This is a genomic window from Pseudomonas migulae NBRC 103157, assembly GCF_002091715.1.
In the GTDB taxonomy this organism is placed as follows: Bacteria; Pseudomonadota; Gammaproteobacteria; order Pseudomonadales; family Pseudomonadaceae; genus Aquipseudomonas; species Aquipseudomonas migulae_A.
This window is the reverse complement of record NZ_BDAG01000041.1, coordinates 47,717-64,075: the sequence shown is the minus strand read 5'-3', so window position 1 is coordinate 64,075 and position 16,359 is coordinate 47,717. Positions and strand designations below refer to the sequence as shown.

The following is a 16,359-nucleotide window of genomic DNA, read 5'->3' as shown; positions in this document are numbered from 1 at the left end:
TTGTAGGAGCCGGCTTGCTGGCGATGGCCGCACCTCGGTCTGAACCTTAGAAACAGGTTTCCATGGTCTCGATGACATTCAGCTGCTCATCCACCAGACACCCGGTCCGCCACTTGTCGAACGTCAGGCACGGGTGCGAAGTCCCGAACGAAATGATATCGCCCACCCGCAACTCAACACCCGGCGCCACCGTCATGAACGCATGCTGGTCCATCACCGCCGTCACCTTGCAGGCGCTGACATCGTCGCCCATCGCCGGCACCACACCCGCCTTGTAACGCAGCAGCGGCACCGGCAGACCGGCGTCATAAGCCACATCGCGCTTGCCCAGGGCGATCACTGCGAACCCCGGCTCCGGCAACGACTGAACGTGAGCCCAGACTTCCAGCGCCGGACGCAGCCCTTCGTGCAAATCGCTGCGGCGCTCGAGCACGCAGCATTGCGCGTCTTTATAGATGCCATGGTCGTGCGCCACGTAGCTGCCGGGGCGCAATACACTGAGGAAACGCCCGCCGGCATTCTGCGCTTCAAAGGATTCGGCGATCAGGTCATACCAGGCCGAACCGGACGCGGTGATGATCGGCTTGGCAATCGCGAACGCGCCGCTGTCCTGCAACTGCACCGCCAGACGCACCAACGACGCCGCAAATTCACGGATGCCGGTGACGGCATGATCACCATGGATCACGCCTTCGTAGCCTTCAATGCCCGTCAGCGCCAAAGCCGGTTGAGCATTGATGGCCTTGGCCAGCGCGAGCACTTCCTGTTCCGTGCGGCAACCGCAACGACCGCCGACCACACCGTACTCGATCATCACGTTCAGGCGCACACCGCGCGAAGCGAAGTAAGCGCCGAGGTCTGCGACGTTGTCCGGATGATCGACCATGCAGTGGAAGTCGAACGTCGGGTCCGCCAGCAAATCCGCGATCAGCGCCATGTTCGGCGTGCCGACCAGTTGGTTGGCCATCAGCACCCGGCGCACGCCGTGGGCATACGCCGCACGGGTTTGCGTGGCGCTGGCCAGGGTGATGCCCCAGGCGCCAGCGTCCAGCTGACGACGAAACAGTGCCGGGGTCATGCTGGTTTTGCCGTGCGGCGCGAGCTCGGCACCGCTGTTGCTGACGAACGTCTGCATCCAGCGAATGTTGTGCTCCAGCGCTTCGCGGTGCAGCACCAGCGCCGGCAGGCTGACGTCGCGTACCAGGTTGGCACCGGTCTGGGCAAAGCCCTTTTCCACGGCGGCAGTATTTTGGGCAGTAGACATGGTCGAACTCCTCACATTCGCGGCCGCAGGCAGCCGCTGTTATTCGTTGATACGCCGGGCGAGGCTGTTGGCGCTGTCGATCAGCACCCGGCGATAGTCGTTGTAATTGTTCTTGGCGTCGGCCCGTGGCGCGACGATGCACAGGGTCGCAATGGCGATGCCGTTCGGGTCTTTGACCGGGGCGGCAAAGCAATGGGTGAAGGTGTCGGCGACGCTATCGAAGGAGAAAAACCCATCGATGCCGGCCTGACGGATTTCACCGAGAAACTGCTCCAGCGGCAGGCGTTCGCCGTTGGGCAGGATGAAGTCATCGTGGTCGATCAGGTCGATGATTGCCTGGTCGCTCAGGTGCGCCAGCAGCAGGCGTCCAGAGGCGGTCCAGGGAATCGGTGCGTTCTCGCCGATGTCCGAGGAAATGCGGAAATGCCGCTCGCCCTCTCTCATCAGGGCCACGGTGTATTTACGCCCGTTGAGCAGGCACATCTGCGCGGTTTCGTGGGTCTGGCTGACGATCTCCTGCAAGGCATGATCGGCCTCGCGAGTGAGGTCGAAATGGCGCAAGTGCGCCTGGCCGAGGAAGTACAGCTGACGGCCGAGGTAGACATGTCCTTCCTTGCCCACAGGTTCGAGGATCCGCCGCTCCAGCAGCGAGGCCACCAGTTCGTATACCGTGGATTTGGGGCTGCCGATGCCGCTGGCGATTTCATTCGGACGCAGGGGCTGGCCGATCTCCTTGAGGAAATCGAGGATATCGAACGCCCGGTCCAGACCGCGAGCCCGGCGCTTGATGGTGTCTTCGGTCATTTCAGTGGTTCCCATACAAATTCGACCTGTAGGAGCTGCCGCAGGCTGCGATCTTTTGATCTTGCCCTTGCAGCATGTCCAAAAAACGACAAAAGATCGCAGCCTTCGGCAGCTCCTACAAGAGCCATCGATAATCAGGCCTTTTTCTTGTACGCGATGCAGTCGATCTCGACCTTGCAATCAACCATCATGTTCGCCTGCACGCAGGCCCGGGCCGGGGCGTGCTCGGGTTTGAAGTACTCGGAGAAGACCTTGTTGAAACTGGTGAAATCCCGCGGATCCTCCAGCCACACGCCAGCCCGCACCACGTCTTCCAGGCCATAACCGGCCTCTTCGAGAATCGCGATCAGGTTCTTCATGGTCTGGTGAGTCTGCTCGACGATGCCGCCAGCAATGATCTCGCCGTCCACCGCCGGCACCTGCCCGGAAACGTGCAGCCAGCCATCGGCTTCAACGGCGCGGGCGAAAGGGCGAGGCTGACCGCCAGCGGCGGTGCTGCCGGTGCCGTAACGAGTAATGCTCATGAGTGTTTCTCCTGATTTGAAAGTGAAGTGCTTTTAAAAAAAATCAGAACCGCGTGTTCTTGAGGAATTCCGCCAGACGCGGTGACTGCGGGCGTTCGAACAGCTCCTTGGGTGGCCCCTGCTCTTCGATCCGCCCCTGATTCATGAAAACGATCTTGTCCGAGACCTCGAAGGCGAAGCGCATTTCGTGGGTCACCAACAGCATGGTCATGCCATCCTCGGCCAGGCCCTTGATCACGCTCAGCACTTCGCCTACCAGTTCCGGGTCGAGGGCCGAGGTGACTTCGTCGAACAGCATCAGGCTCGGGTTCATCGCGATCGCCCGGGCAATCGCCACACGCTGTTGCTGACCGCCGGACAACTGACCCGGATAGTGATCGCGTCGCTCCAGCAGGCCGACCCGCTCCAGCCATTTTTCCGCCAGGGCCACGGCCTCGTCCTTGTGCAGCTTCTTGACCTTGAGCAGACCGAGGGTGACGTTCTGCAACGCGGTCAGGTGCGGGAACAGATTGAACTGCTGGAACGCCATGCCGGTCATCGCACGATGCCGGGCAATAACCTTTTCCGGGTGCCGCACGCGTTTGCCGTTGACCTCGTCATAGCCGATGGATTCGCCATCGAGCATGATCTGCCCGCCCTGGAACTCTTCGAGCATGTTCACGCAGCGCAGCAGCGTGGTCTTGCCTGAACCGCTGGAACCGATCAGCGTGACCACGTTGCCGCGCTGCATTGTCAGGTCAACGCCCTTGAGCACTTCGAGCTGGCCATACTTTTTGTGCAGCCCGCGGATGTCCAGCAGGGGCTGAGCGTTTTGAGCGTTCGAAACTTGAGGTTGAGTCATGGCAAGGCCACCCGCTTTTCAATGTGCCGGCCGAGTAATTCGATGGCGTAGTTGATGACGAAAAACAGAAATCCGGCGAACAGGTAAAACTCGAGGGTCATGAACGTCCGGGCGATGATCTGCTGGGTGCTGAGCAGCAACTCGGCCACACCGATCACCGACAACAGCGTCGAGGCCTTGACGATCTCGGTGGATGAGTTGACCCAGGTCGGCAGGATCTGCCGCAATGCCTGGGGCAACAGCACGTAGCCGAGGGACTGGAAAAACGTCAGGCCAATCGCCTTGCTCGCTTCCATCTGCCCGCTCGGCAACGCTTGCAGCGCACCGCGCACAATCTCGGCGACGTGGGAACCGCAAAACAGCGTCAGCCCCAGTGCACCGGCCTGGAACGCGCTGATCTGCCAGCCAAGCGCCGGCGCCATGTAGAAGCAGGCCAGCACCAGCACAAACACCGGCGTGCCGCGAATAATGTCCACGTAAAAACGGAACGGCGCGCGCATCCAGAACTTGCCGTAGGTCAGCACCAGACCGGCAACGATGCCGAGCATCGTGCCCAGCAAAATCGCCAGGGCCGACACCTGCACACTGGTCAGAAAGCCTTGCCACAACACTTCGCGGGCAACCCACAACTCATGCAACCAACTGGGTGATTCGTACATGGGGCCTCCTATCGGCGGATCGCCAGACGCTGCTCGAGGTAACGCAGCATCATGGCAATGAGGTAACAGGCCGCAACATAGAGCGCTGTGGTCACCAGCCAGGTTTCAATCACCCGGTAGCTCTCGACATTGATCTTGCGCGCGTAATAGGTCAGCTCCGGCACGGCAATCGCCGCCGCCAGCGAGGTGTCCTTGAACAGCGAAATGAAGTTGTTCGACAGCGCCGGCAACACATTGCGCAGCATCACCGGAACAGTGACGTAGGCCTTGACCTGCCACTCGCCCAGGCCGATCGCCAACCCGGCTTCGCGCTGCCCCTTGGGAATGCTCAGCAAGCCGCCACGGAACACTTCCGTCAGGTAAGCCCCGGCGTACAGCGACAGGGTGATGATGAACGACGGGATCTTGTCCAGACGAATGCCGAGACTCGGCAAGGCGAAGTAAATCAACAGAATCAACACCAGAATCGGCGTGTTACGGATCACCGTCACATACACCGAGGCCAGCACCCGCAACGCGCGATGCTTCGACAGCAAGGCAAACGCCATCAGCAGGCCGATCACGCAGCCGATGGCGATCGACACCAGCGCCAGCTCAAGGCCCAGACCGAGCCCCGCCAGCAAAGTGTCGAAATCGCGCCACACGGCGGCAAAGTTCAACTGATAGTTCATGGTCAGCAGTACCTTGAGCGGGGCGATTCATCACCGCCCCGCTCTCACGGGATCATTTGAATTCGACGGGGAAACCGATGGCTGGAGTCGGCAGATCGACACCGAACCACTGTTTGAAGGACGCCGCGTAAGTCGGGAACTCAACGCCGGTCATGGCTTCATGCAGGGTGGTGTTGACGAAGTTCAGCCAGTCCTGATCGCCGCGCTTGACGGCGCAGGCGTAGGTTTGCGGGCTCCAGGCGTAGGCCGGGCTGCGATAGCGGCCGGGGTTCTGCACCATCAGGTATTTCACCGACGACTGATCGGTGGCGGCGGCGTCGGCACGGCCGGAGTTCACGGCCTGGTACATCAGGTCCACGCTGTCGTACTGATCGACCTTGGCTTTGGGCAACGCCTGATGCACCAACTCTTCGGCGTATACGTTCTGCAGCACCGCCACGGCCACGCTGTCATTGGCGGCCTTCAGGTCTTCGATTTCCTTGTACTTGCTGTTCGCCGGCAACAGCAGGCCGACACCTTCGCGGTAGTACGGCAGCGTGAACGCCACTTGCTGGGCACGGCTGGCGGTCACGGTGATGAACTGGCAGCTCATGTCGACCTTGTCGGTCAGCAGGTTGGGAATCCGCGCATCGGACGACTGCACCACAAACTCGACCTTGCTCGGGTCGTTGAACAGCCCTTTGGCGACCATCCGCCCGATATCGATATCAAAACCCTGCAACTTGCCATCCGCTCCCTGGAAATGCCACGGCGCGTTGGTACTGCCCGTACCCACGATCAGTTTCCCGCGGGCCAACACGCTATCGAGCTTGCTGTCCGCCGCCTGGGCCACACCCACGGCAGCAGCCGAAGCCGCAAAGAGAGAAACACACGCTTTAAACAAGGAAGGTCGGCGATGCATGGCAAGCACTCCAGGATGATGTTTATTCCGCTATACCGGAACTAGGTATGTAACAACGGAATAGACAGCAGAAAGTGTGCCACAGGTTGTGGGGCGAATGCTGGAGAAATTGAAAAGTGTTTCGAATCAGAGGGATGCGTAAAAAACTGCGCGGAGGGGGTAACGGAGGGTGCTGATGGGAAAACGCTACCGTTGGCTACGGGGGCGGGTATCAGGTTCACAGTTGGTGCATGCGTGCTCCTGAACGCGGCAAGGATTTGAGACACGCGGGGTGTAGGAAATTGCCTTCGCGAGCAAGCCCGCTCTCACAGGGAAATGCATTCCTAATGTGGGAGCGGGCTTGCTCGCGAAGGGGCCATCAGCCACGCAGCAAATTACCCGTCGAGCCGCCTCAACCTGACCCGCGTCACCCGGCGCTCTTCAACCGCCACCACCGTCAAATGCCAGCCTTCCCACTCATGGCTGTCACCGATCATCGGCAATCGGTCCATCAAGCTCATCACCAAGCCGGCCAAGGTCTGGTAATCGTCGGTCGGTTCCGCCGCAAACCCGGTGCGCTGGCGCACCCGCATCAGATTCAATGCGCCGCCGACCAGGAAGCCGCCATTGTCCTCGACCACATCCGGGCCTTCGATTTCGCTGGCGTCGGGTAATTCGCCAGCAATCGACTCCAGAATGTCAGTCATGGTCAGCACCCCAACGAAGTCGCCGAATTCATTGACCACGAAAGCAATGTGCGTCGAGGCTTGCCGCATTTGCTCCAGGGCGTTGAGGATCGAATAACTGTCCAGCAAGTTGATAGCCTTGCGCGCCAGTTGTTCCAGGTCAGGTTCGTTGCCGGCCAGGTATTCTTTGAGCAGTTCCTTCTTATGCACGAAGCCCAGAGGCTCATCCACCGCACCGTCGCGGATCAGCGGCAAGCGCGAGCAGGAAGAATGCATCAGCCGTGTACGAATGGTTTCGGCATCGTCGGACAGGTCGATGTGATCGACATCAGCGCGCACGGTCATCAACGTGCGAATCGGCCGCTCGGCCAGTTGCAGCACGCCGCTGATCATCACCCGCTCACGTCGGTCGAACAGCACTTCAGTTGGCGCCTCACCGTTTTCCAGCAAGTCCGCAATGTCCTCGTCGACTTCTTCCGCCGCCAGTTTGCGCCCGCCGAGCAAACGCAGCACCGCGTGGGCCGTGCGTTCGCGCATCGGCCGCAGGCCTTGCATGGACTTCTTGCGTCGGGCCCGGGCGATCTGGTTGAAGACCTCGATCAGGATCGAGAAACCGATGGCGGCGTACAGGTAACCCTTCGGAATGTGGAAGCCCAGGCCTTCGGCGGTCAGCGCGAAGCCGATCATCATCAGGAAGCCCAGGCACAGCATGATTACCGTCGGGTGTGCATTGACGAAACGGGTCAACGGCTTGCTGGCGACGATCATCAGGCCAATGGAAATGATCACCGCGATCATCATGACTGCCAGTTCATCGACCATGCCCACGGCTGTGATCACCGCGTCGAGGGAGAACACTGCATCGAGTACGACGATCTGCGCAACGATCGGCCAGAACAGTGCGTAAGTCGTACCGGTAGAACGCTCGCCGACATGCCCTTCCAGTCGTTCGTGTAACTCCATGGTCGCTTTGAACAACAGGAACACACCACCAAACAACATGATCAGGTCGCGGCCGGAGAAACTATGGTCGAACACCTCGAACAGCGGCTGGGTCAGGGTCACCAGCCAGGAAATGCTCGCCAGCAGTCCCAGGCGCATCAGCAAAGCCAGGGACAAACCGATGAGGCGCGCACGGTCGCGCTGTTCGGGCGGCAGTTTGTCCGCAAGGATCGCGATAAACACCAGGTTGTCGATGCCGAGCACCAGCTCCAGCACGATCAGCGTCAACAGGCCCAGCCACGCAGTGGGGTCAACTATCCATTCCATAAAAACGTCTCGATCTGTTCAGTGAATTCAGAATGCCGGGCACGGCAAGTCGCGGCGCAGAGGCCGTGGGGCTGCAATGTCAAAGGTATTCAGAAGTCGGAAGACCGGATGCTTCGCGTGCATCAACACCGCGCGGTAGCACGGGAAGGAAGGGTAACTGGGGGGCTCCGAGAGGGTGTTCATGCAAATCCTGAAAGGAAAAAGGCCTTGGAGCGTACAGGTGCAAGGGACTTTTCCTACAGTCAGAAATCATTACAAAATCTGTAGAACATCCGGATTTACATTGTTTTTCCGCCGTCGTCGCCGGCAGCCGGTCTCGCTCCCGCATCGGATCGTCGGCGCTCACAAAATCCTGTGCGAGTGCTACGAAAGGTGCCGATGGAGAAGCGCTGTCGTTGGCTACGGGCGCGGGTATCAGGTTCACAATCGGTGCGTTTTTGCCGAGAAACGAAACATCATCCAAGGAAGCGACTTCCTTGCGAGCAGGTGCGATCCAATAGCCACTATCCACCGTGCATTCGTTACAATGATCGACATCAATCAAGCGTAAAACCGTATTGGACAACCCTCGATGCGGCTGTTTTGATTCATGTTCCAGTAACAGAAGTAGCGCTGCCGGCCTGGAGCCAGCGCCTTGTCGCATCCCTGGAGGGTCAATGTCTTTCAAGATCATGATGGTTTTCGGCACTCGCCCGGAGGCCATCAAGATGGCGCCGCTCGCCAGAGTGCTGCGTCAATGGCCCGGGGTCGAATTGAACATCTGCTCCACCGGTCAGCACCGGGAGATGCTCAAGCAAGTACTGGATTCCTTTGAACTGACGGTCGACGATGATCTGCAGGTCATGACTCAGGGTCAGACACTCAACGGCCTTTCCCAGCAACTGCTGGCTCATCTCGATCAGGCTTACGAGCGGGTGAAACCTGACATCGTGCTGGTCCACGGTGATACCACCACCAGTTTCATCGCCGCCCTCGCCGCTTTCAATCGGCAGTTGCCCATCGGCCACGTCGAGGCAGGCCTGCGTACCGGTAACCTGCGTGCGCCCTGGCCGGAAGAAGCCAACCGACGCCTGACCTGCGTCCTCGCCGACCTGCATTTCACCCCGACCACCAAGGGTGAAAACAACCTGCTGCGTGAGGGCGTGTCCAAAGCCACTGTTGAAGTCACCGGCAATACGGTGATCGATGCGCTGCTGTGGATGCGCACGCATCAACAGGAGATCAACTGGCATCCGGCCGCCGACTCGCCCCTGGCGGTGCTCGACGATAATCGACGCATGGTGTTGATCACCGGCCACCGCCGGGAGAATTTCGGCGACGGTTTCCGCAATATCTGCCTGGCCCTTGCCGACCTCGCGCTGCGCTACCCCGATGTGCAATTCGTCTACCCGGTGCACCTCAATCCGCAGGTGCAGAAAGCAGTGTATGGCGTGCTGTCGGACAAGCCGAACATTTACCTGGTGGCGCCACAGGACTACCAGCATTTCGTCTGGCTGATGGGCCGTGCGCATTTCATCCTCACCGACTCCGGTGGTGTCCAGGAAGAAGCCCCGGCCATCGGAAAGCCGGTGCTGGTGCTGCGCGATGTCACCGAGCGGCCTTCCGTGCTTGAAGGCGGGACCGTGTTGCTGGTGGGCACGGACACCGACCGCATCGTCAAGCAAAGCTGCCTGCTGCTGGATGACGAAGCTCACTTCGAACGCATGAGTCGTGTCCACAGCCCCTATGGCGACGGCCATGCCAGCGAACGCATCGCCACCCGACTGTGCCAGTGGTTGAGCGAGCGCTCGGCAGCGGTCAAAGCACGATGAGTTTCGATTTAGTCGATTTTTTTGCCTACGTCCTGTTCGGTCTCAAATACCTCGCGATCGTCCTCGCGTTGTTGATGTTCCTCCTCGGTCTCGATGACCTGTTCATCGATCTCGTGTACTGGGGACGCAAGCTGGTCCGGCGCTGGCGAATCTATGAAAAATTCAAGCGCGCGGACGAAGAGCGCCTGTACGCCATTGCCGAAAAACCGCTGGCAATCATGGTTCCGGCATGGAACGAAGTGGGTGTGGTGGGCGAGATGGCGCGTCTCGCGGCGTCGACCCTCGATTACGAGAACTATCAGATTTTCGTCGGTACATACCCCAACGATGCCGAGACGCAGGCCGACGTCGATGCGGTCTGCCAGCACTATCCCAACGTGCACAAAGTGGTCTGCGCCCGTCCCGGCCCGACCAGTAAGGCCGACTGTCTGAACAATGTCATCGACGCGATCCTGCGCTTTGAAAGCGAGGCGAAAATCCAGTTTGCCGGGTTCATTCTGCACGATGCCGAAGACGTGATTTCGCCAATGGAATTGCGCCTCTTCAACTATCTGCTGCCGGCCAAGGACCTGATCCAGATTCCGGTCTATCCCTATGCGCCGGAGTGGCGAGGCTTCACCGCCGGTCATTATGTCGACGAGTTCGCCGAGAACCACGGCAAGGACGTGATCGTCCGCGAAGCCTTGACCGGCCAAGTGCCCAGCGCCGGGGTCGGCACCTGCTTCAGCCGTAAAGCCATCAGCGCCCTGCTCGAAGACGGCGACGGCATTGCCTTCGACGTGCAGAGCCTGACCGAAGACTACGACATCGGTTTCCGCCTCAAGCAAAAAGGCATGAAGTGCATCTTTGCGCGCTACTCGGTGACCGACCCGAAACTGGCGCTCGAACAGCCATGGGCGTTCGGCATGGACCGTGTGTTTTCCCAGGTGATCTGCGTTCGCGAGCATTTCCCCCGGGATTTTCAGCAGGCCATCCGCCAGAAATCCCGCTGGATCGTCGGCATCGTTTTTCAAGGCACCAAGAACCTCGGCTGGAGCCCCAGGGGCCTGCTCAACTATTTCCTCTGGCGTGACCGTCGCGGCATGATCACTTACCTGCTGACTTTCCTGGTCAGCCTGCTGTGCCTCGTGCTGCTGGCGATGTGGCTGTTGACGGTAATTGCACCGACCGCCTGGCACTATCCGTCGATCCTGTCCACCAGTCCGGTACTCGCGGCGCTCTTGTGGCTCAACGGGTTGATGTTGATCAATCGGCTGTTTCAGCGTGGCTGGTTCGTCACCCGTTACTACGGACTGGTCGAAGGCCTGCTGTCGACACCGCGCACGATATGGAGCAACTTCATCAACTTCTTCGCCAACGTGCGGGCGCTGCGCCAGGTCATGGAAATGGGTGATTCGCGCCGCGTGGCGTGGGACAAGACAACCCACGAATTCCCGGCCCTGACCAAGACCCACCGCACGCCGCTAGGTCATCGTCTGGTGGAAAAAGGCCTGCTCACCGAAGAACAACTGGAAGCGGCGATCACCAGCCCGATACGCCGGCGTCTGGGCCACGAGCTGCTGCTTCGCGAACACATCAACAGCACGCAACTGGTAGAAACCCTTGCCGAACAACTGGGCCTTGAATGGGCACCGTTGAATCCGTTCAAACTCGACAAACGTCTGATCGACGCCGTGCCGCGCAAGATCGCCTCCCACTACGGCGTGCTGCCGGTGGCTGAGGACGGCAATACACTGGTGCTCGCCTCCGAAGGCCCGGTGAGCCAGGTCTCCCTAGGCGCCATCAGTCGTCAATTGAAACGCCCGGTGCGCTGCCGCCTCGCGCCTCAGGGCCGGGTCACGCTGGGCATCCGCTACTGGTGCGCCAGCCCCCGTCAGAATAAGGAAGTTCACCACATGCTCGAAGTGCTTGAGCGTCATCAGGACGATGAAGCCTTGCTCGAACGCGTCAGTCATCACCAAGTGCTGTTGGGCAACCTGCTGCAAGTGCGCGGCATGGTCCCGCCGAGCCTGTTCAATCAGGCGTTGATCGACTTCGATGCCGAGCACATGTCCCTGGGCGAACACCTGATCTCGCGCGGCATGATCACTCAGGACATTCTCGAACAGGCCCTGGCCGATCAGGCCAGCGAACAGCAGGCCGCCTACCGCATTGTCCGGGAGGTCGCATGAAGCCTGATCGTCATGCCCTTCTGATCGCCAGCCTGTTACTGAGCCTGAGTACCTTTTCCATACACGCTGAACCACTGACCGAGTTCGAACAGTTCCGCAGTTTCCCCTACATGGATCGCAGTTACCGCGAGGCGAAAAAAGGTAACTGGGCCGAAGTCGAGCGGCTGATGCGCCACCTGCTGACCAAAGTGCCGAACAACGATGAAGCCCGGGCAATGCTGGTGGAAGCGCTGGCCAGGCAGCGGCGTTACAAGGATGCGGTGCAAGCGCTGCCGGACAATCCGGATAACAACGACGCCCTGCTCAACCTGCGCCTGACCTGGATCGAACAGGATCCGCCGAGCAGCGAGCAGGTGGAACAATGGCTGACGACCAGCAACCTCAATCAGCGTGTACGCCTGTGGCAGGCCTACAGCCTTAGCCTGGCCAGGTTTGGTGGCGCAGGCCGGGCCCACGACTGGCTTGCGCAACTGGCGCCCAAGGGGGACGACAATATCCTGCGCGAGGCTCGCGCCAATTGGTCCGAACAATTGCGCGACTGGGACGGCACCATCGAGCAACTGGCGCCACTGGCCGCCAGCAAGCAACTGGACGCCGAGGGTTGGAAGCGACTGGCCAATGCCTATGTGCAACGTCTCGACGAACAGCCGTTGCAGCAATTGCTGCAACAGGCACCGACACCCGAAGCGGCGCGCACGGTGCGCCTTGCCATGGTCGACCGGGCGATCGCCATGGGTGACGTCAAGCAGGCCCAGCGCTGGATTCAAACGTTGCCGGCCAGCGATCTGGCTGATCCGGCGCAACGCCAGCGTCTGTGGGAACTGGCGCGACAGACCGGCGATGTGCCGACCGTGCAACGCTTGAGTGGCGAATTGCAGCGTCCGTGCCTGGAAACGGCCGAATGGCTGTCCGGTCGCGATCCGGAAGCCGCACGCACACAATTGCACAACTGCCCACCGAGCGACGAACCGCAAACCTGGCTGATCCTGGCCCAGCGCCTGCAAGCCACCGAGCTGCTGCAAAGCACGCGGCTGCCGGAACCCTGGGATAGCCGCCGACAGGCCCAACTGCTGGATATCTGGCAAGACCAGGGCCAGAGCGACAAAGTGCTCGCCTGGCTCGCCGACCAACCACAGACCGCTGACGTGGTGAAGCGTCGAGCCGAACTGGTTCAGGCGTTGGGGCGCAACACCGAAGCGGCAACGCTTTGGGAGCGGCATTACCAGCAGACCGGCAACCTCGGTTCACTCAATCAGGCAACGTATCTGGCGCTCAACGCCGGCCAGCGCGAACACGCGCAACAGTTGCTTGAAAGCGCCTACGATCGTCACGGCGGCAAGTTGCCCGTGGCCATGCTGCAACGGCTGGCGGGGCTCTATGCTTCATCGACGACTACCCCGGCGCAACAGCAACGCATGGTGTCGCTGCTCAAGCGCGTCGACCCCGCGACTCGCGGCCAACTGTTGGCGCAACTGGCGGAAAAGGGTCAGTGCAAAGTGGTGCAACAAGCCATCGGCGACCACCCGCAGGTCGCAGGCGACTATCGCGCCCTGGGCCGCTGCGCCATGCCGGATCGACCGGGTGAAGCCGTCGTCTACTATCAGAGCGCCGAAAAACTCGGCGACCGTGGCAGCCGTCTGCCGCTGGCTTATGCATTGGAGGCGGCCGGAGATTCCTCAGGCGCCCTGGTCATCTGGCGCAGCTTCGCGGATGCCGAACTGAGCGACAACGCCAAACTGACGGCCAGTCGCAGCGCCCTCACCGCTGGTGACCCTCAAGCCGCAGAACGTTACTGGCAACGCAGCCAAGCCCGAGGCGCCAATGAATGGTCGCTCGGTGCAGCGGTTGCCGACGCCCGCGGCGATCATGCAGAGGCGTTGCAGCGTCAACGTTCAGCCTTGCAACAGGCGCCGGATGCCGGTCATTTTTATGCGGCGTCGGTCACCGCGCAGAAGGCCGGCGAGCTGGAGCAAAGCACCACGTGGCTGGCCGAAGCCGTGCGCCGCGAACCGAACAACCCGCGGTACCGTGCCGATTACGGCATGCGTCTCGCCGGGGCTGACACGAAAGAACAGCGCGCCCACGCCCTCCCGTACCTGCAAAGCGCTACCCGGGATTTCCCGGAAGACTATCGCCTCGGCGAAACCCTCGCCCTGCGTTATGACGAAGCCGGAGACAGCGCGGCGGCGCGCAAGGAATTGCGTCGGGTCATTGACCTGGAACAGCACCCGATCGCCGCCGACGATGAGGACGGCAGCATGGAAGCCCGCCGCTATCGCCAGCGCCGCGCTCACGAAACCCTGTCCCGCCGCGACAGCCGCACGCTCGCCAGCACCTGGTCGCCGGCCGGGGTCTCGACCAACGACAGTTTCCGCCCCAATGGCACCCTTCGCGACTCGTCACGTCGCGCCACCTCGCAGAATGTGCAAGTGGCCATCTGGGACCATGCGCTCGGAGAAGAACCGAGTCGCGCCGGTAGCGCGTTGTCACTCTACGGCCGCGTGTTGCTCGGTGGGCAGGGCCGATCGAGCTATGGCGAATCCCTCGGCACCGGCGTCGGTCTGCGCTACAAACCGTGGGGCACCGCGAACATCAACTTCTACGGCGAGATCTACAAGCAAAGCACGTTCAATGACAACGACAATCAGCATCTGAGCCTGGGTCAACTGCTCATCCCCGAAAAGCTGGCCGACCAGTTCAACGACCACCGCCAGGACGGTCACACCAGCACCGATTACCTGCTGCGCGCCACCGCGTCATTCCTCGATCAGGGGCGATTCCGCAACGATTGGCGCGTCGATGAAAACGACTGGGAAGAACGCTTCCTCTACCTCGACGCGGCGTGGTGGACCAAGGCCGGTGATCACCAATGGCTGTCGCGATTCCAGCAAGGTCACACCTGGAAGCTGCCGTTCAATGGCGCACAAACCATCATGCCTTACGGCTTTCTCGAGTTCGCCACACAGGACCCGAGCAACGACTGGCGCCAGGACCTGCGCACCGGTATCGGCCTGCGTTGGCAATGGTGGTTCGACGACGACATCTACAACGCTTACCGCGCGCACCTGACGGTGCGTACCGAATACCAGCAATCCCTGAGCGGTAATCTGTATGACGGCGGCAACGGCGTGCTGCTGGGCGTGGAGTTGAATTTCTGATGACGCGATTTCTACTCGTTTTTTGCCTGCTACTGAGCAGCACCCTGGCCCGCGCCGATGAACAGATTTTCTATCAACCGCTGAACGTCGACGCCAGTGTCAGCCAGGCGCAATGGCGGCGGATCTGGCAAGACACCGCCAGACACAGCGTGCAAACCGTCGTCGTGCAATGGACTGCCTACGGAGATTCGGACTTCGGCGGCGCGAATGGCTGGCTCGCCAACAGTCTGGAGCTGGCCCATGAACAAGGCCTGAAGCTGGTACTCGGCTTGCGCATGGACCCGGCCTATTACCAGCGCATCGATGAACTGGACAGCGCCGGGCTTGCCGTTTACTGGCAGGCGCAGCTCGGCCAGTCACTGGCTCAGCAACAGCGGCTGCGCAAAGACTGGAAGCTCCCGGTCAGCGGCTGGTATCTGCCGCTTGAACTCGACGATTTTCACTTCCTGGCCGTGGATCGTCGGCAAACGCTGGAACGCCAGCTCAAGGATTTCGCCGGCAAACTGGACGCACCGTTGCACGTCAGCGCCTTCAATGTGGGCAAGCTCGCGCCGCAGGTGAACGGCCAGTGGCTGGGTGGGCTGGCGAGCGCGGGAGTTCACGTGTGGTGGCAGGACGGTGCCGGCACCGGTCGTTTGCCGCCGTTGGTGCGCAACGGCTACGCCAGTGCACTGCCCTGCCCGATCGGCATCGTGCGCGAAGCCTTCCGGCAGGTCAGCACCGAGGGCCAACCGTTTCGCGCGGAACCGGCCACGCCGGACGCCACATCGGCAGGCTGTCACCCTACGGCGGTGTTTTCCCTGCGCTATCGACCGTGGGGCAAGGTGATTCTCGACAACCAGCACAAGCATCAGGTCGGCGATGTTCATCAATAGAATCTGAGTCGTCTGACCGTCAGCCTGCTCGCGAAGACGGCCATCGGTGATCATTCCCACGCTGTGCGTGGAAATGCCAAGGAGCAGCGCCGTCAAGGTGCATGGTCACTGCGCATCCACGGATTGAGGTGTTCGTCTGATAAAAGCGGGTTCTGTACCCCAGCGGCGCACAGCTAGCGCTCACTTGCTTCCTTGTAAATAGCTCCACGCTCCCTCTTTCCCACCGCTATTACTGTTACGACCAGCACTTCATCCACTACGCGATAGACCAGACGATACCCGGCGCTACGCAGTTTGATTTTGTACGCATTCCCAAACCCGCCCAGCCGGTCTGCGGGAGCGTGAGGGTTTACCAGCCTCTCTTGAAGCTTCTTTTTGAACTGTTCCTGCAGATTTGCACCGAGCTTCTTCCATTCCCTCCATGCCTTTTCAGAAAACTCCAACTCATAGGTCATCAATTGAAACCTTTATGGTCGGATCGTTTTCACGTTCCTTACAAAGGGCGATCAACTCAAGATCTTCGAGCCTGGTCATCATGGCTTCGTATTCTTTGGCGGGAACGCAATAGAAAGCCGGCTCATTGCGGTTGAGGATCGCAACAGACAGTCCTCCACCAGCAGCCACTGTACCCATCGGATTTTTTTTCAATTCTGAAATGCTCGCTACAACATTCGAAAGGAGGATGTGTGTCATGAAGGTGCTCCAGAGAGTGCTTTAAGAAGTGCTAAAAATAGCACTCCAAAGCG

At 60.4% G+C, this 16,359-nt stretch carries 15 protein-coding genes; 4 read left to right on the top strand and 11 right to left on the bottom strand.

Annotation, left to right across the window (positions count from 1 at the left end; all coding sequences use genetic code 11):
* Nucleotides 1-46: 46 nt before the first annotated feature.
* The 9 genes from PMI01S_RS25220 to PMI01S_RS31415 all read right to left on the bottom strand — a co-directional run bounded on the left by PMI01S_RS25220 (nt 47) and on the right by PMI01S_RS31415 (nt 8,271).
* A complete protein-coding gene (locus tag PMI01S_RS25220; RefSeq protein ID WP_084322832.1) occupies nt 47-1,264 on the bottom strand; it encodes an amino acid deaminase in 1,218 nt (405 codons plus the stop codon).
* Between the two features lie 39 nt (nt 1,265-1,303).
* Entirely contained in the window at nt 1,304-2,068 is a 765-nt protein-coding gene (locus tag PMI01S_RS25215) for an IclR family transcriptional regulator (RefSeq protein WP_084322831.1), read from the bottom strand.
* A 134-nt stretch (nt 2,069-2,202) separates the two neighbouring features.
* Nucleotides 2,203-2,592: a RidA family protein gene (locus tag PMI01S_RS25210; RefSeq protein ID WP_084322830.1), complete on the bottom strand. Its 390-nt coding sequence runs from the start codon at nt 2,590-2,592 to the stop codon at nt 2,203-2,205.
* A 43-nt stretch (nt 2,593-2,635) separates the two neighbouring features.
* Nucleotides 2,636-3,433: an amino acid ABC transporter ATP-binding protein gene (locus PMI01S_RS25205; protein ID WP_084322829.1), complete on the bottom strand. Its 798-nt coding sequence runs from the start codon at nt 3,431-3,433 to the stop codon at nt 2,636-2,638.
* Nucleotides 3,430-4,092 (bottom strand): amino acid ABC transporter permease, encoded by a 663-nt coding sequence (locus PMI01S_RS25200; RefSeq protein WP_084322828.1) that lies wholly within the window; start codon nt 4,090-4,092, stop codon nt 3,430-3,432. The genes PMI01S_RS25205 and PMI01S_RS25200 overlap by 4 nt, the downstream gene beginning before the upstream one ends.
* An 8-nt stretch (nt 4,093-4,100) precedes the next feature.
* Nucleotides 4,101-4,763, bottom strand: a complete 663-nt coding sequence (locus PMI01S_RS25195; protein WP_007941741.1) for an amino acid ABC transporter permease — start codon at nt 4,761-4,763, stop codon at nt 4,101-4,103.
* A gap of 52 nt (nt 4,764-4,815) precedes the next feature.
* A complete protein-coding gene (locus PMI01S_RS25190) occupies nt 4,816-5,664 on the bottom strand; it encodes a transporter substrate-binding protein (protein WP_084322827.1) in 849 nt (282 codons plus the stop codon).
* Between the two features lie 374 nt (nt 5,665-6,038).
* On the bottom strand, nt 6,039-7,598 hold the full coding sequence (locus PMI01S_RS25185) for a TerC family protein (RefSeq protein ID WP_084322826.1): 1,560 nt from the start codon (nt 7,596-7,598) through the stop codon (nt 6,039-6,041).
* Nucleotides 7,599-7,677: 79 nt separating this feature from the next.
* Nucleotides 7,678-8,271: a hypothetical protein gene (locus tag PMI01S_RS31415; protein WP_139273049.1), complete on the bottom strand. Its 594-nt coding sequence runs from the start codon at nt 8,269-8,271 to the stop codon at nt 7,678-7,680.
* Between PMI01S_RS31415 and wecB the strand changes: the two genes are divergently transcribed.
* The 4 genes from wecB to PMI01S_RS25165 are packed head-to-tail and all read left to right on the top strand — an operon-like array spanning nt 8,255 to nt 15,613.
* A complete protein-coding gene (gene wecB / locus PMI01S_RS25180) occupies nt 8,255-9,409 on the top strand; it encodes a non-hydrolyzing UDP-N-acetylglucosamine 2-epimerase (RefSeq protein ID WP_084322825.1) in 1,155 nt (384 codons plus the stop codon). The two genes, PMI01S_RS31415 and wecB, sit on opposite strands and share 17 nt — an antisense overlap.
* Nucleotides 9,406-11,580: a cyclic di-3',5'-guanylate-activated glycosyltransferase NfrB gene (nfrB, locus tag PMI01S_RS25175; RefSeq protein ID WP_084322824.1), complete on the top strand. Its 2,175-nt coding sequence runs from the start codon at nt 9,406-9,408 to the stop codon at nt 11,578-11,580. The genes wecB and nfrB overlap by 4 nt, the downstream gene beginning before the upstream one ends.
* Nucleotides 11,577-14,738, top strand: a complete 3,162-nt coding sequence (locus PMI01S_RS25170; RefSeq protein ID WP_084322823.1) for an NfrA family protein — start codon at nt 11,577-11,579, stop codon at nt 14,736-14,738. The genes nfrB and PMI01S_RS25170 overlap by 4 nt, the downstream gene beginning before the upstream one ends.
* The gene (locus tag PMI01S_RS25165; RefSeq protein WP_084322822.1) at nt 14,738-15,613 is read left to right on the top strand and encodes a DUF4434 family protein; all 876 of its coding nucleotides are present in this window, start codon (nt 14,738-14,740) and stop codon (nt 15,611-15,613) included. The genes PMI01S_RS25170 and PMI01S_RS25165 overlap by 1 nt, the downstream gene beginning before the upstream one ends.
* Before the next feature lie 173 nt (nt 15,614-15,786).
* Here PMI01S_RS25165 and PMI01S_RS25160 read toward each other — a convergent pair whose 3' ends face one another.
* Both PMI01S_RS25160 and PMI01S_RS25155 read right to left on the bottom strand, forming a co-directional pair.
* Nucleotides 15,787-16,068 (bottom strand): type II toxin-antitoxin system RelE family toxin, encoded by a 282-nt coding sequence (locus tag PMI01S_RS25160; RefSeq protein WP_084322821.1) that lies wholly within the window; start codon nt 16,066-16,068, stop codon nt 15,787-15,789.
* The gene (locus tag PMI01S_RS25155) at nt 16,058-16,306 is read right to left on the bottom strand and encodes a type II toxin-antitoxin system Phd/YefM family antitoxin (RefSeq protein WP_084322820.1); all 249 of its coding nucleotides are present in this window, start codon (nt 16,304-16,306) and stop codon (nt 16,058-16,060) included. The genes PMI01S_RS25160 and PMI01S_RS25155 overlap by 11 nt, the downstream gene beginning before the upstream one ends.
* Nucleotides 16,307-16,359: the final 53 nt, after the last annotated feature.

Coding starts and splice junctions, on each gene's coding strand:
- PMI01S_RS25220 (WP_084322832.1), bottom strand. CDS start 1,264: ATGTCTACTGCCCAAAATACTGCCGCCGTGGAAAAGGGCTTTGCCCAG.
- PMI01S_RS25215 (WP_084322831.1), bottom strand. CDS start 2,068: ATGACCGAAGACACCATCAAGCGCCGGGCTCGCGGTCTGGACCGGGCG.
- PMI01S_RS25210 (WP_084322830.1), bottom strand. CDS start 2,592: ATGAGCATTACTCGTTACGGCACCGGCAGCACCGCCGCTGGCGGTCAG.
- PMI01S_RS25205 (WP_084322829.1), bottom strand. CDS start 3,433: ATGACTCAACCTCAAGTTTCGAACGCTCAAAACGCTCAGCCCCTGCTG.
- PMI01S_RS25200 (WP_084322828.1), bottom strand. CDS start 4,092: ATGTACGAATCACCCAGTTGGTTGCATGAGTTGTGGGTTGCCCGCGAA.
- PMI01S_RS25195 (WP_007941741.1), bottom strand. CDS start 4,763: ATGAACTATCAGTTGAACTTTGCCGCCGTGTGGCGCGATTTCGACACT.
- PMI01S_RS25190 (WP_084322827.1), bottom strand. CDS start 5,664: ATGCATCGCCGACCTTCCTTGTTTAAAGCGTGTGTTTCTCTCTTTGCG.
- PMI01S_RS25185 (WP_084322826.1), bottom strand. CDS start 7,598: ATGGAATGGATAGTTGACCCCACTGCGTGGCTGGGCCTGTTGACGCTG.
- wecB (WP_084322825.1), top strand. CDS start 8,255: ATGTCTTTCAAGATCATGATGGTTTTCGGCACTCGCCCGGAGGCCATC.
- PMI01S_RS31415 (WP_139273049.1), bottom strand. CDS start 8,271: ATGATCTTGAAAGACATTGACCCTCCAGGGATGCGACAAGGCGCTGGC.
- nfrB (WP_084322824.1), top strand. CDS start 9,406: ATGAGTTTCGATTTAGTCGATTTTTTTGCCTACGTCCTGTTCGGTCTC.
- PMI01S_RS25170 (WP_084322823.1), top strand. CDS start 11,577: ATGAAGCCTGATCGTCATGCCCTTCTGATCGCCAGCCTGTTACTGAGC.
- PMI01S_RS25165 (WP_084322822.1), top strand. CDS start 14,738: ATGACGCGATTTCTACTCGTTTTTTGCCTGCTACTGAGCAGCACCCTG.
- PMI01S_RS25160 (WP_084322821.1), bottom strand. CDS start 16,068: ATGACCTATGAGTTGGAGTTTTCTGAAAAGGCATGGAGGGAATGGAAG.
- PMI01S_RS25155 (WP_084322820.1), bottom strand. CDS start 16,306: ATGACACACATCCTCCTTTCGAATGTTGTAGCGAGCATTTCAGAATTG.